This window comes from Xenorhabdus innexi (assembly GCF_002632485.1).
GTDB lineage: Bacteria > Pseudomonadota > Gammaproteobacteria > Enterobacterales > Enterobacteriaceae > Xenorhabdus > Xenorhabdus innexi.
Map to the genome: position 1 here is coordinate 48,514 of NZ_NIBU01000020.1, position 14,594 is coordinate 63,107.

17 protein-coding genes are annotated in these 14,594 nt (G+C 39.3%); 12 read left to right on the forward strand and 5 right to left on the reverse strand.

Annotation, left to right across the window (positions count from 1 at the left end; translation table 11 throughout):
• Nucleotides 1–58: 58 nt before the first annotated feature.
• The 5 genes from mltD (at nucleotide 59) to Xinn_RS10330 (ending at nucleotide 3,606) form a co-directional block, all read left to right on the forward strand.
• Nucleotides 59–1,405 carry a murein transglycosylase D gene (mltD, locus tag Xinn_RS10310; RefSeq protein WP_086955805.1) on the forward strand — a complete coding sequence of 449 codons (1,347 nt, stop codon included), beginning with the start codon at nucleotides 59–61 and terminating at the stop codon, nucleotides 1,403–1,405.
• 141 nt (nucleotides 1,406–1,546) lie between these two features.
• The gene (locus Xinn_RS10315; protein ID WP_086955803.1) at nucleotides 1,547–2,155 is read left to right on the forward strand and encodes a hypothetical protein; all 609 of its coding nucleotides are present in this window, start codon (nucleotides 1,547–1,549) and stop codon (nucleotides 2,153–2,155) included.
• Between the two features lie 102 nt (nucleotides 2,156–2,257).
• Nucleotides 2,258–2,788 (forward strand): MepB family protein, encoded by a 531-nt coding sequence (locus Xinn_RS10320; RefSeq protein ID WP_086955801.1) that lies wholly within the window; start codon nucleotides 2,258–2,260, stop codon nucleotides 2,786–2,788.
• Nucleotides 2,789–2,890: 102 nt separating this feature from the next.
• Entirely contained in the window at nucleotides 2,891–3,181 is a 291-nt protein-coding gene (locus Xinn_RS10325; RefSeq protein WP_086955800.1) for a putative quinol monooxygenase, read from the forward strand.
• Nucleotides 3,182–3,228: 47 nt separating this feature from the next.
• Nucleotides 3,229–3,606, forward strand: coding sequence for a RidA family protein (locus Xinn_RS10330; protein WP_086955798.1), 378 nt, complete (start codon nucleotides 3,229–3,231; stop codon nucleotides 3,604–3,606).
• Between the two features lie 99 nt (nucleotides 3,607–3,705).
• Here Xinn_RS10330 and Xinn_RS10335 read toward each other — a convergent pair whose 3' ends face one another.
• Entirely contained in the window at nucleotides 3,706–4,476 is a 771-nt protein-coding gene (locus Xinn_RS10335; protein WP_086955796.1) for an ABC transporter permease, read from the reverse strand.
• Nucleotides 4,473–5,399 (reverse strand): ABC transporter ATP-binding protein, encoded by a 927-nt coding sequence (locus Xinn_RS10340; RefSeq protein ID WP_086955794.1) that lies wholly within the window; start codon nucleotides 5,397–5,399, stop codon nucleotides 4,473–4,475. The genes Xinn_RS10335 and Xinn_RS10340 overlap by 4 nt, the downstream gene beginning before the upstream one ends.
• A gap of 181 nt (nucleotides 5,400–5,580) precedes the next feature.
• Between Xinn_RS10340 and can the strand changes: the two genes are divergently transcribed.
• Nucleotides 5,581–6,234 (forward strand): carbonate dehydratase, encoded by a 654-nt coding sequence (gene can, locus Xinn_RS10345; protein ID WP_086955792.1) that lies wholly within the window; start codon nucleotides 5,581–5,583, stop codon nucleotides 6,232–6,234.
• A gap of 73 nt (nucleotides 6,235–6,307) precedes the next feature.
• On the opposite strand, the gene hpt is transcribed toward can, so the two are convergent.
• Nucleotides 6,308–6,844: a hypoxanthine phosphoribosyltransferase gene (gene hpt, locus Xinn_RS10350; protein WP_086955791.1), complete on the reverse strand. Its 537-nt coding sequence runs from the start codon at nucleotides 6,842–6,844 to the stop codon at nucleotides 6,308–6,310.
• Nucleotides 6,845–7,066: 222 nt separating this feature from the next.
• On the reverse strand, nucleotides 7,067–7,402 hold the full coding sequence (locus tag Xinn_RS10355; protein ID WP_086955789.1) for an NIPSNAP family protein: 336 nt from the start codon (nucleotides 7,400–7,402) through the stop codon (nucleotides 7,067–7,069).
• A gap of 214 nt (nucleotides 7,403–7,616) precedes the next feature.
• Between Xinn_RS10355 and Xinn_RS10360 the strand changes: the two genes are divergently transcribed.
• From Xinn_RS10360 to speD, 3 genes are all read left to right on the forward strand, one after another.
• The gene (locus Xinn_RS10360) at nucleotides 7,617–7,964 is read left to right on the forward strand and encodes a YacC family pilotin-like protein (protein ID WP_086955787.1); all 348 of its coding nucleotides are present in this window, start codon (nucleotides 7,617–7,619) and stop codon (nucleotides 7,962–7,964) included.
• Nucleotides 7,965–8,070: 106 nt separating this feature from the next.
• Complete coding sequence (gene speE, locus Xinn_RS10365; protein WP_086955786.1) at nucleotides 8,071–8,934, forward strand: polyamine aminopropyltransferase; 864 nt, start codon at nucleotides 8,071–8,073, stop codon at nucleotides 8,932–8,934.
• Nucleotides 8,935–8,960: 26 nt separating this feature from the next.
• Complete coding sequence (gene speD, locus Xinn_RS10370) at nucleotides 8,961–9,755, forward strand: adenosylmethionine decarboxylase (protein WP_086955785.1); 795 nt, start codon at nucleotides 8,961–8,963, stop codon at nucleotides 9,753–9,755.
• Nucleotides 9,756–9,898: 143 nt separating this feature from the next.
• Here speD and Xinn_RS10375 read toward each other — a convergent pair whose 3' ends face one another.
• Complete coding sequence (locus Xinn_RS10375; protein WP_086955783.1) at nucleotides 9,899–10,447, reverse strand: cysteine hydrolase family protein; 549 nt, start codon at nucleotides 10,445–10,447, stop codon at nucleotides 9,899–9,901.
• Between the two features lie 457 nt (nucleotides 10,448–10,904).
• Here Xinn_RS10375 and Xinn_RS10380 point away from each other — a divergent pair, with 457 nt between their 5' ends.
• From Xinn_RS10380 to uhpC, 3 genes are all read left to right on the forward strand, one after another.
• Nucleotides 10,905–11,534 (forward strand): response regulator transcription factor, encoded by a 630-nt coding sequence (locus Xinn_RS10380; RefSeq protein WP_086955781.1) that lies wholly within the window; start codon nucleotides 10,905–10,907, stop codon nucleotides 11,532–11,534.
• Between the two features lie 3 nt (nucleotides 11,535–11,537).
• Nucleotides 11,538–13,115, forward strand: coding sequence for an MASE1 domain-containing sensor histidine kinase (locus Xinn_RS10385; protein WP_086955780.1), 1,578 nt, complete (start codon nucleotides 11,538–11,540; stop codon nucleotides 13,113–13,115).
• A gap of 118 nt (nucleotides 13,116–13,233) precedes the next feature.
• Nucleotides 13,234–14,562: an MFS transporter family glucose-6-phosphate receptor UhpC gene (gene uhpC / locus Xinn_RS10390; RefSeq protein WP_099137647.1), complete on the forward strand. Its 1,329-nt coding sequence runs from the start codon at nucleotides 13,234–13,236 to the stop codon at nucleotides 14,560–14,562.
• The last annotated feature ends 32 nt before the right edge of the window (nucleotides 14,563–14,594 follow it).

Below are 14,594 nucleotides of genomic sequence, written 5' to 3' on the forward strand. Positions count from 1 at the left end.
CTTCTGTGTAATAGGTCAGTATGATTGCTCACCTTTTAGGCAAACATCAAAGCAGAATATGAAGACAAAAGCGATCCTATTCGCATCTGTCCTGCTTGCCGGGTGTCAGTCGGGGCTGCAACCAAAGTCCCCTTCCCAGCAGCATACACAGAAGATGTCTTCAACGAGTCAGAAAACAAACGGTATTGCAGAACCAGAGGAGACTGCAAACTGGAAGGAGAGTCCGACAGCTCAACAAGATTTGTGGGGACATATCCGTGATGAGTTGAAGATGGAAATTCCTGATAACAACAGGGTTCGTGAACAACAGAATTACTACCTGAAACACAAGAGCTATCTCCAAAATGTAGCGTTACGCGCAGAACCCTATATGTACTGGATCGTCGAACAGATTGATCAGCGACATATGCCTATGGAAGTAGCTTTGCTTCCCATAGTGGAGAGTGCTTTTAATCCGCATGCTACATCTTACGCCAACGCAGTTGGTTTATGGCAGATAATTCCCAGCACAGGCCGCCATTACGGGCTGACGCAGGATAAATGGTACGATGCGCGTCGAGATGTTGCGGCATCCACAACCGCTGCCCTGAATATGCTTGAGCGTTTGAATGTACGTTTTAACGGAGACTGGCTACTGACTATAGCCGCTTATAATAGTGGCGAAGGCCGCGTTATGCGGGCGATCAGAGAAAATCAGTCCCGGGGGAAACCAACTGATTTTTGGTCATTGGCATTGCCACGTGAAACAATGCATTACGTTCCTAAGATACTGGCGCTCAGTAATGTCATTCGTCAAAACGAAAAATATGGCTTTAAATTACCAAAACCTAACAATCAGCAAGCACTGGCTAAAATTGAAGTAGGGCAGCAAATCACGCTCTCACAGGCGGCTGAGTTATCGGGGCTTCCCCTAACCTCCATAAAAGCCTATAACCCCGGTTATAAGCAGGGCATGACATCTCCTCATGGGCCACATTACATTATGTTGCCAAAGGAAAATGCCAGTCAGCTAAAACACTCTCTGACAGATAAAAATGTTCTGAATGAGATCCGGCTGGCCGTTGCACAAAATATTCGGCAGTTACATCAGCAGAACCATTATACCGTTCGTTCTGGTGATACCTTGTCCGCTATCGCAAAGCGTTTTAAGACATCTCACCATCAACTACAGAGATTAAATGGTCTGAAAACCGCTGACAGGCTCAAAATCGGGCAGGTTTTAAAAGTCAATAGTCAGGAAGTGAATAGTAATGAACCTGTTAAATATCAGGTTCGTAAAGGTGATTCTTTTTCCAGCATTGCGAAACGGCACGGTGTGAATCTTAATGATTTGATGAACTGGAATAAAAGCATCAAGGTCAAAGACATGAAACCGGGTCTGGCTCTGACGCTTTACCTCAACTGATTCAGTTTATTCCATCCGCATAAGACTCTCTGCCTTTTAGGTAGAGAGTTTTTTGTATCTGCAATAAATTTATAACTTGAGTTGATAGTCCCTTCAGTTTAAAAATTAACTGTAAAACATACTCTGATGGAGTGATAGATTATGTCTTGGGAAAAGGTTTTTATCCTACTGTGTAGTTCCGATGGTCACATCTATTCAGCCGCAGATGCTGCCAGACGGCGTTATCGAGTCAGGCCATCACGCTGTTACGCCTCTCTCGGCATGACCAATTTCTTACCCTTGAATAGTAATCCTCCGCCATTCAGGCATTGTGACCTCAACTCCAAGTTACTTATTTTTGCACACGGCACAGTAAATAACACAATTTATATAGACGGGGAGGGAGAATTCAATGGCAGGCAACTTGCAGAATTACTTATCAGTTGTGGATTAAAAAACATTGGCTTAGTCTCAATTAAAGCCTGTAGAAGTGGTTTAGGGAATCTTTTAACTACCTTTGTTCACAACTTCAGGAATAGAGCAAGAATTGGCTGGGCTATAGGGTATAAAGGCGATATTATTTCTATTCCTTGGAGCCAAAAGCACATTTATATGTCACCGCTAGACGTATGTACACGCATACTGAACTATAAAATGCCGGATAGTTATAGAATCACTATTGTTGAAGGAAATACTCGCGTTGTTCATCCCGACAGCCGGAGATATAGCCATTTTACTGGCGTTAATCTTATTGATTTTGATGATGATTAAATGTACCTGAACTCTTTTATTGACTTATTATTTGAATATTCTGAAAATATTCACCTATGCTTATGATTTTTCAATACTTGTCATAAATAAAGGAAATTTACCTTGTCACCACTCACTGACACTGAAAATAATTTGCCGGATAGTTTTAATCAAATATACAACCACCTATTATTTCCTGCTGGTTTTAGTCTGAGTTCCCCACCCTGCCGAGAAAATGAAAGCCGTGATTATGAGGCAATACAATTCTGTTTGAATGGAAAATTAATCCTTTTTCGTCAGGCTAAAATCACTCCGCGTAAAATCGGCCAATTTGTCACTCTATGGAAAAGGCCTTTTCCTGATGCAGAAATTATGCCGTTTGAACCTGAAGATAATATTGATTTTTGTCTGATAGCCACTTTTTCAGGAGATAAAAAAGGCTTTTTTTTGTTTGATTCAGATATCTTGATCAAGAAAGGCATATTTGCATCTGAAACTAATGATGGAAAAAGAGCTATCCGTGTATACCCTTCTTGGGATTTACCCAATTCTAAACAAGCAATTCAAACCCAAAAGTGGCAGTCATCTTATTTTATAAACTTCAATAACCCATTACCCATGATTAAACAATTTAAGGATATATTAAACAAGTAAAATAATAACCTTTATGTATTATAAAGATAATAAAAAAATAACTCATTGAAATAGCCACTCTATTTATATATAAATACCTTTCAATAAACAAGGAAACAATCTATGTATAAGAATGGTTATTTTGTCACAGCGGAAATTAGAGCTAAAGAGAATACAGACCTTAATATCGTTATCAAAGAGCTAAAAACCTTACAAGAAAAAACATTGTTAGAACCGGGTTGTGAAATATTCTTCATCCAACAATCAAACGAAAACCCGAACACATTTATCATGTGGGAAAAATTCATTAGCCCGGAGGCTTTAAAAAAACACTTTGAGTATGACCATACCAAGTATTATTTATCACTGGATTTGACAGAAGTTATTCAGGTATTTACTACTGATACGATTTAACCATATCAAAATAGTTCCACTCCAGAACTTTATATAAGGGGGCTCTCATGGTTACCAGAGTAAATTATACTAATCTTCCACAAGTGAAAGGCCCTTATGTACATGCGGTAAAACATCAAGGCTTACTATATATTTCAGGGCTTACCGCACTGGGTACGGAATCACTACAGGATGATGTTGAATCACAGACCCTTGCTATTCTCCAACAAATGACATCCATTCTTGAACAGGAAAAATGTTACAAATCCGATTTAATTAAATTTACTATCTTTGTTAAGGATATCAGCCAACTCCCGCTTATTCGTCCTTTATTATTTAACTTCTGTGAAGGTAATTTACCCGCGTGTTCTCTGGTAGAAATCTCAAATCTTGTCCACCCGGATTTGAAAATAGAAATCGAATCGATTGTTGCTGTCAGGAACTGATTTATATAGAAAAAGCGGCAGGCAATAGAGGGAAGGTAGCCAGTCGGTATGCTGCCCTATTGTGCAATACAGTCAGGCAGCATACTTGTACGAGCTGTTTTAAGTTCTCAGCCCTCTGCCGGATTCGATTAAATACCAAGCCAGTAAGTAAAAACCCAGTATAAACACTCCCAGCATCCCCAGAGTCATAGCCAGAGAGACATCCGCAATACCAAGAAAGCCATAGCGGAACCCACTGATCATATATACGATAGGATTCAGCTTCGATACCATCTGCCAAAATTCAGGCAACAAGGTCAGAGAATAAAAGACGCCTCCCAAATAGGTCAACGGAGTCAGAACAAACGTCGGGATAATGCTGATATCATCAAAAGTCTTCGCAAAAATGGCATTCAGTAAACCAGCCAGTGCAAACAATATTGATGTTGCCAGCAGAGTTATTACCACCATTCCCCATGAGTGAATCTGCAATGGCATGAAAAACAGGGAAACCACAGTAACCAGAATACCGACAAGCACACCCCTAGCAACGCCTCCACCAACAAACCCGGCAATAATGACATGAGTCGGAACAGGAGCAACCAGAACCTCCTCAATACTGCGCTGGAATTTAGCACCAAAGAAAGAAGAGGAAACATTTGAATATGAATTCGTGATCACAGACATCATAATCAGCCCGGGAACAATAAACTGCATATATGCAACGCCTCCCATTTCACCAATACGGGAGCCGACTAAGTTACCGAAAATGACAAAATAGAGAGACATGGTAATCACGGGAGGCAGCAGAGTTTGCACCCAAATTCGCCCAAAGCGGGTAATTTCCTTAATCCAGATGGTTTTCAGAGCCACCCAATAGAGTTGGATCATAAATGAGCTCCTTGGCTATTATTTGTCAACCCAACAAACAGCTCTTCCAAACGATTCGCTTTGTTGCGCATACTATTAATTTGAATACCCTGCGTACTTAATTGGGAGAAAATATCATTTAGCCCCTGTCCCCGCTTCACATCAACTTCTAATGTCGTCGTATCAATCAGACGATAGCTGTAACCCTGAAGAACCGGCATATTTCCTTCAGGAGCTAAATCAAGCAAGAACGTTTCCAATTCCAGTCGGCTGAGCAAATCTTTCATACTGGTATTTTCCACCAGCTCACCATGCTGAATGATGCCAATATTGCGGCAGAGCATTTCCGCTTCTTCCAGATAGTGAGTTGTCAGAATAATCGTGGTTCCCTGTTCATTCAGCGTCTTCAAAAAGTCCCACATCGAGCGGCGTAGTTCGATATCAACTCCCGCTGTCGGTTCATCCAGAATTAATAATTTAGGCTGATGCATCAGGGCGCGGGCGATCATCAGGCGGCGCTTCATTCCCCCTGACAGACGAATTGCCCGTTCATTACGTTTTCCCCAGAGATCGAGCTGTGACAGATAGGTTTCCGCCCTGCTCTGTGCCACATTGCGCGGTACGCCATAATATCCCGCCTGATTCAGCACAATCTGAATCACCGTTTCAAATGGGTTAAAATTAAACTCCTGCGGAACTAATCCCAGTTGCCGTTTAGCATTGACCAGATCTGTATCAATATCGTATCCAAATACGTTAACCTTACCGCTGCTCTTATTGACCAGAGAACTAATAATACCGATAGTTGTTGATTTCCCGGCACCATTCGGTCCCAAAAGCGCGTAGAAATCGCCTGTTTCCACTTTCAGATCAATCCCACGCAGTGCTTTTACTCCACCGTTATAGGTTTTTGTAAGCTGCGTCAATTCCAATGCATAAGCCATAAGTAAACAACACCTTTATTCTTCACTATTTTTGAGTGCAAGATGGAGATTATGCCATTATTTTCCCTGCACTTCTTTTCAATGATAGGGATCAACTCAAAAACATTACTCAATTAAATATTAAATTCTCAATTAATGTTGTATATGATTCTATCTCAAAAATGTTGCCAGGCTATTAGTCATGATGAGAAAAATTGAAGAGCTGTTTGCCCGGAACAAGCAGTGGTCAGAGTCCGTAACTGAAGAAAACCCGCATTTCTTCAAGGAATTATCCAAAGCACAAAAGCCACATTTTCTATGGATAGGCTGTTCTGATAGCCGTGTTCCTGCTGAAAAACTGATTGATGCTGCACCGGGTGATCTTTTCGTTCACCGGAATGTTGCAAATTTAGTTATACATACCGATTTAAATTGTTTATCTGTTGTACAGTATGCTGTCGATGTTTTACAGGTTGAACACATAATCATCTGTGGTCATTACGGATGTGGTGGTATTGAAGCAGCGGTAAACGGTACGGAATTAGGTTTAATCAATAACTGGCTGCTCCACATTCGTGATTTATGGTACAAACACAGCTCAATGCTTGGAGAATTACCACCTAATGATCGACTGAACCGCCTATGTGAGCTGAATGTGATTGAACAGGTTTATAACCTTGGCCACTCAACTATTATGCAATCAGCGTGGAAGCGCGGACAAAAAGTCATGATCCATGGCTGGGTATATGGCCTGAAAGATGGCGAACTGCATGATCTGGATATTACCGCAGACAGTCGTGAAAAACTGGAACTTAACTACCGTCAGGCTATCTCTAAGCTGGCGCGCAAAAAGTAACCCGCTTACATAAAAATAAATGGCAGCCTTCGCTGCCATTTAAACCAATAACTTTTTGCATCATTGCAAAAGTTTACTCTTCCAGCAGAGTAACATGACCGATATAAGGCAAATGACGATAACGCTGAGCATAATCGATGCCATAACCAACCACGAATTTATCTTCAATTGAGTAACCGATCCACTCAACAGGCACATCAACTTCACGACGGGATGGCTTGTTCAGTAGCGTACAAATTGCCAGAGAATTTGGTTCACGCAGAGACAAAATCTCACGAATTTTATTCAGTGTATTACCTGAATCGATAATATCTTCAACGATTAATACATCTTTACCACGAATATCTTCATCCAGATCTTTCAGGATTTTCACATCTCGGGTAGAGTCCATTCCGTTGCCATAGCTGGATGCAGTCATAAAATCCACTTCATGAGAAACCTGAATTTCACGGCACAAATCGGCCATAAAAATAAACGATCCTCTCAGCAGGCCAACCAATACCAGTTCACGATCACTATTGCGGTAATGCTCTGTAATCTGTTGTCCCAATTCAGTAATACGTTGTTTAACCTCCTGCTCGGAGATCATCACTTCTACAATATGTTTCAATTTCACATACCTATTTGTTTTAAAACAATAAACCCATATTTAATCATGTGATAAATCACCAATATTGATACACCGAGTGATATACAGTTAGTCGCACGAAGACGGGCACATAAGAAAACATGAGAACAAAAATATTTGCGGAGTATACCAGAAGGTATCGTTTGCGGTAAAAGAGGATGCCGAGCTTAGATGAATGCTATACACAAAGTTTTTCTTCTGCTGCTAATCAGTTCGTAAGGCATCTATAGCAGATACAGGCATTTCGACAACCGTTTTCACGCTCTTATCTATTCTCTCAATAATCCCTGTTCTGGGGCCATTGAGCCATTCATCGCTTTTATAAAATCTGGCCTGTATAGCTGATAGCTCATCCATATCGTTAAATGCCCGGATAAGATAATAAAAATCGGGGTTATGCAGCGAGTTACCAAAACTCACAACATCAATCCCCTGCGAGCGATGCAACGGAACACTGATATTTACCATAATTTCATGAAACTGCTCACCGCATCCTTTTTTTAATTCATACTGAAGTATTTCGATGATCTTGTTATCCATGTGTTCGCCTTACGTATTGTTATTCTTAACGGAGGAGTAGTCATACCGCTAAAGACATAGTATCAATGAATGAAATATTCATTAACATATAATTAAATTTTTAGCAGTAATTAAAATGAGTAAATTTTCCAATTCAGGGAAATAAAGTTTAGCTAATGAAGATATTAATATGTTAACTTAGGCAAAACGGTAGAAAATCAATATAATAGGAACTATGAGAAAATTTGCCTTATTAACTTACGTCCTGATTCTATTTGGTTTCACACAACCTGTGAAAGCTTTGTCCGAAAGTGAAGCGGAAGATCTTGCTGATCTCACAGCAGTTTACATCTACCTAAAATATGATTGTGGCTATAGCCAAATTCCCGACAGGGAAATCAGGCGCACAGTTGCTTATTTTGCCCAGCGTAACAAATGGGATCTCGGGAATTATGATGGTCAGTTAATGGAGGAACTAAATCAACAGAGCTACAACGACCTGAAGGGAATCAACCTGACCCATGAGTTAAAATGTCGCTCTCTTGCACGGCACTCCCTCAGTCTGCTTGCTTATGTAAAATAACTTTCTTGTCACTTTCAGGTAAATATCACAGTGCAACTAATTCCATTGTTGGCTATTATGTGCGCCTCCTGATTATTGGGAGATCACAATGGGGGAATACCAATACATGTCACAGCAAAGCACTTGGTATGAAACATTACATGCCAACTTTGGTCAGTATTTCACGGTTGAAAATGTGCTCTATCACAATAAAACCGAGCATCAGGACCTCATAATTTTTGAAAATGCGGAACTGGGTCGCATTATGGCTCTTGATGGTGTAGTACAAACCACTGAACGCGATGAGTTTATTTATCATGAAATGATGGCGCATGTACCATTATTTGCTCATGGGCATGCCAAACGCGTTTTGATTATTGGTGGCGGGGATGGCGGGATGCTACGTGAGGTTTGCCGCCATCAATATCTCGAAAGCATCACTATGGTAGAAATTGATGCCGGAGTTGTGGAATTCTGCCGACAATACCTGCCAAACCACAATGCAGGGGCTTACGATGATCCCCGCTTCAAACTCGTCATTGATGACGGTGTCAACTTTGTTAATACAACTTCTGATAAATTTGATGTCATCATCTCCGATTGTACCGACCCGGAAGGGCCCGGCGAAAGTTTATTCACATCTGAATTTTATGAAGGCTGTGCTCGCTGCCTGAATGAAGGAGGTGTTTTTGTCGCTCAGAATGGTGTTTGTTTCCTGCAACAGGATGAAGCCATCACAAGCCACAAAAAACTGAGCCACTATTTTGCTGACAGCAGTTTTTATCAAGCCGCTATTCCTACTTATTACGGTGGGATCATGACGTTTGCATGGGCGACACAAAACCCAGCCCTACGTCAGACGCCTCTGGAAATTCTGCAACAGCGTTTCAATAATGCGGCGATAACCTGCCGTTATTACACCCCAGCCATACATGCAGGCTGCTTTGCTCTGCCACAATATTTGCTGGATTCTCTATCTGGAAACCAATAGTCACCCATGCCGGGAGGTGAAATAAATTGCGTAAACTGAAATTGCACGGCTTTAACAATCTCACAAAAAGCTTAAGTTTCTGTATTTACGATATTTGTTATGCAAAAACGAAAGCCGATCGCGACAGTTATATCGCGTACATTGATGAACAGTACAATGCAAACCGCTTAACTGAAATCCTCAGTGAAACCTGTTCAATCATTGGTGCAAATATTCTTAACATTGCCCGTCAAGACTATGACCCTCAAGGGGCAAGCGTAACTATTCTGATGAGTGAAGAACCCGTAGACCCCAAACTGGTGGATAATACGGAAAACCCGGGGCCTCTTCCTGATTCTGTCGTCGCCCATCTGGATAAGAGCCATATCTGTGTTCATACCTATCCGGAAAGCCATCCTGATGGCGGCATATGCACATTCAGGGCAGATATTGAAGTGTCCACTTGTGGTGTAATTTCACCACTCAAGGCACTGAATTATCTGATCCATGAATTAGAATCTGACATTGTCACAATGGATTACCGTGTTCGTGGTTTTACCCGGGATATTGACGGAGTAAAACTGTATATCGATCATGAAATTAGTTCCATTCAAAATTACGTGACTGAAGAGATACAATCTCAATACCATATGATGGATGTGAATATTTTTCAGGAAAATCTTTTTCATACCAAAATGATGCTGAAAGAATTTGACCTGAATGAATATTTATTTAACACCACAGCTGAAGAGCTACACGAAACAGAAAAGCAGGAAATTAGCCGCCTGCTAAAAAAAGAGATACAGGAAATATATTACGGTCGTAATTTACCAGAGATCTAAATATTCTCCTTTCGTTTCAATAAATTTACTGGCAGATACTTTATCTGCCAGTCATATTATATGTATTCATATCCGTAGCCTTTAAAGTTACCTACCTGATAAAGTTTTACTCTGGAATATAAATGGCTTAATTCAGCCCATACTTATGGTATATATACACCAAGCTCTGTACTTGTCGTAATTTCAACGCCATAAATTGATTGAAGATAATTAAGGGCTTTATTTTGATCTGGTTCCAGAAAAACACAAACAGCATCAGATAATACTTTCATCTCATAGCCGCGAACAAACGCACCATAAGCCGTGTGCCTGACACAACAATCGGTATGCTGGCCGGTCAGTATCACTTCTGTCACACCATATTGTTTAAAAACAGCATCAAGATTTGTGCCATCAAAAGCACCATAAAACCGCTTGGGAGAAACGATTTCGCGCTTTGCACCTATGGGAGCCAGAGCATCAATGACATTAGCACCAAATGTCCCCCTCATGGCATGCCTACCCCAAATAGCCATTTCCCGATCATTTTCCCAATGTGAATCATTAGAATATACAACCAACCAATCAGACTTACTTCTGGCATAATTGATCATTTTCTGTATTACAGGAACAATTGGAATTACATTGGCTTCATTTGCGAGAACACCAGTTACAAAATCATTCAACATGTCAATTACGATAAGTGCTTTCATTTATACGACCTTTTTACATGAAGAAATATTAGTGTTAAATAAAAAATGTTTATAATTCACTATATATAAGAAAATATCCAATTCAAAATAATGTTATTTAAACAACTCGTAAAATCGCTTTCCATATCAATAAATAGCTAATGCATTTTTATTGTCAAATAAAGCCAAACTACTATTCGAATTATATTTAGCTTTTCCTTCCATGAGGAGGGATAACTTAAAAATAATTCATATTTATTTGTGCGTTAATATTGATTTTCTGTCAGAAACCGTCAGAAAAAACAAATAAATCAGAATGGAAATAATCACGTTAAAAAACCAAAAGGAGAGTTATTAATCAGAGAAACAATCTAATTTGTTATCTTCATTGCAAATTTAACGCATTTAGTTGCACTAATTTTTTTTCATGAACATCATGATATATAAATAATTTATAATAAATACCCTATAACGAAAAATGAAGATAAAAGTTGCACTTATCGATGATCATGTTGTGGTTCGTTCAGGATTTGCCCAACTACTGACACTTGAAGATGATATTACGATCGTAGGGCAGTACAGTAACAGTAAAGAAGCATGGCCTGATCTGCTAATAAAAAATATTGACATAGCGATTATGGATATTGCCATGCCACATGAAAACGGTTTGCAACTCCTTGCACGACTGCGCCCCAAGCGTCCAAATTTTTATACTATTATGCTCAGCATTTATGACACTGCCGCACTTGTGCAAACTGCGCTTGATTCTGGTGCTCGTGGTTATCTGACAAAATGTTGTGGAGCAGAAGAGTTGGTGCAAGCAGTACGTACAGTCCATAAAGGTGAAGTTTACCTTTGTGCCGATGCCATGAAGGCTCTGCGCCAAAAACCTCACGAATTAGATGCCCTACAAATACTAACGCCACGGGAGCGAGAAGTTTTTAATCTTTTAATTCATGGAATAAATGCCAAAAATATCGCGGAGCAACTTAAACTGAGCCCTAAAACTGTCCATGTCCACCGCGCGAATATTCTCAGTAAATTACAGTGTGAGTCCACCATTGAGCTAGTTCATTACGCATTAAAACACCAAATTATTACAGGCTAATAGATGAATTGGAAAACACGCTTTGGTTTGCAATCTCTGTTTCTGCTGATTTTCTATTCATTTACCTGGATTTCCTTATGGATAATCAGTTTTTATTTGAGTAAAAATGGACAGCAGGCAGCCCTTTTTTTACCTCAGGGGCTGAGGCTGGTATTGATGATTTTATTATGGAAACGTTATATCCTTATTCTTATTATAAGCGAACTAAGCATATTAATATGGTTTAATCATGAGCAACTGATCACAAACATAAGTATTTTACTTTCTCCACTTATCAGTTTAGCCACAGTAATAATCATAAGAAAAATATGGGGATATTATTCTCTTTATTGGCAACAAATATCTGTTTTGCTGTCTGGTGTAATAGCTAATAGTCTTTTACAAACTTTTTTCTTAAGTTTTTTATTGCCCAGTAAAGCAAATATTATTTTTCTCACATCGTTAACTGGTGGTGTCCTCCTATCTCCTTTTATTTATCTAATTTATATCTACTTATATGAACAAGTTATTAAAAAACAAAATATTACTGATAGCTTATCATACCCTCAATTACGCACATCATTGCTAATGTGGTGTTTTTTATTCAGCTTACTCGGCTTAAGTGGCCAATTCTTTTTATCACCCCAAATTGAAGGAATTCTGTCAATTTTAGTCTTTATACCCAATGTGGTTATGGCCTATCGTTACGGCTGGCAAGGAGGGGTTTTCTCCGCGTTATTAGGCAGCCTGATTGTAACATCTGCTCGCCATTTCAGTGGTTCCTTCAGTGAATTACAAGAGCTGGAAATTTTCTTAACAACACAAGCTCTATTGGGTATAGGGCTTGGTATTGCCATCAGCCGTCAACAGCAATTGGCAGGTAATCTTATCCATTTGCAGCGATTAACAGAGAATCTTAATCGTTATCGCACACAACTCGAAGAGGAGTTAGCTGCACGCCAAACTCTAATGCAAAAAATAGTTCATATTGAAGAAGACATTCGTAAAAATATTGCCAGAGAATTACATGATGAGATTGGACAAAATATTACTGCAATTCAAATTCAATCTACCTTAGTGAAACGGAAGGCAGATTCTCCATTAACGATAAAAGCAGCTGAGCAAATTAAATCTCTCGCTCAGAAAATCCACCACTCTACTCGTCAACTTCTTCGAGAACTACGTCCTCCTGTATTAGATGAAATGTCATTTGAACAAGCGATTCACCATTTAGTAAATGAGTTTTCTTTTGAAGAGAGAAATATTATCTGTCAGTTCAATTATCAATTATTACAGCCTCCCAAGAATAGTACTGTTATTTTAACTCTATATAGGATAATTCAGGAATTGCTGAACAACATTAATAAACATTCAGGTGCCAATATGATAATCATTACACTAAAACAAAAAGGAAGTTTTATTAAACTTCACATCAGCGACAACGGTGTTGGTATCATTGAAGGAAAGAAAAATGCTGGTTTTGGATTAAAAGGTATTGAAGAGAGAGTCAAAATACTTGGCGGAAATTGGTTATTAAAAACACAAAACGGAACCCATATTGTGATTAATTTACCTATAAGTTCCAATAAAAATATTGAATAAGAAAATCATTCATTATATATGATATCGCGGAATATAACCGGAGAATAGAAATAGTTAATAAAGAAATAAAACGGATAAGTGATTTATTAATATAGAATTATTTTCATGGAGAAGCAGCATGATAACTTCCGAATACAATACCAGAATTTCGCAGGAATATAGATATTGGAGAGTTCATTTACTGATATCAATATTGATCGGCTATGCAGCATTTCAAATTACACGAAGGAGTTTGAACGTTGTTATGCCAGCAATGCAAATAGAACTAGTGTTAGATAAAAATGATATTGGTTGGATAGCCAGCTTGTTTTATCTTGCTTATGGAATTTCAAAATTTATATCCGGAATTTTCCATGACCATACAGGTTATCGTTGGTTTATGGGCGTTGGATTATTAATAACCGGAATACTTAATATTATTCTTACATTTTGTTCTTCATTGTCGGCCATATTAGTTGTCTGGACACTGAATGGTTTTTTTCAAGGGTGGGGATGGCCTCCATGTGCGCGTCTACTAACTTACTGGTATTCACGTAATGAACGGGGATTCTGGTGGGGATGCTGGAATATTTCAATTAATATCAGTGGGATACTTTTAACACTACTATCAACACTCTTGGCGACAGTATATAGTTGGAAGGCTGCTCTTCTGTTTCCTGGGATCATTAGTATCTTACTTGGAATTTGGTTATGTCAGCAGTTACGTGGTACTCCGCAGGAACATGGATTACCCAGTATTGGGAGCTGGCGGCAAGATCATCTGGAGCTCAAACAGGAAAAACTATCGCCACCAATGCCAATGATAAAAATTTTAAAAGAAACAATCGTGTTCAATCGCATTATCTGGTTACTTGGTATTTCCTATGTCTTGATCTATTTCATCAGGACAGCAATACACGACTGGGGAAGTCTTTGGTTATCAGAAAAACATGGTTCTGATTTACTCAATACAAATACTATCCTTTCACTATTTGAATTAGGAGGGCTGTTAGGAGCACTCTGCTCAGGATGGGGTTCTGACTTACTTTTTCGTAGTCAGCGAGCACCTATGATTTTATTGTTTTCTCTGGGATTGTTTTTTTCGGTCACAGCACTTTGGCTAATCCCCATACAAAATAGAACCCTACTGGCTACCTGTATTTTTAGTATTGGTTTCTTTGTCTTTGGCCCACAAATGTTAATCGGACTAGCCGCGACAGAATATTGCCATAAGAGTGCTGCGGGTACTGTCACAGGCTATCTCGGATTATATTCCTACCTGAGCGCAGCTATCGCAGGCTGGCCATTGAGCCAAGTCATTAATTATTATGACTGGTCTGGTATGTTTACCCTCATTACACTGGCCTCTGCGTTAATGGGGTTATTACTAATGCCACTACTCATAGACAGGATCTTAAGCAATAACCGTTTATTTTTAGATAGAAAAAAGGCTTCATTTATGATCTGATAATCGTCGCCAAACAATAAATCAAAACCACG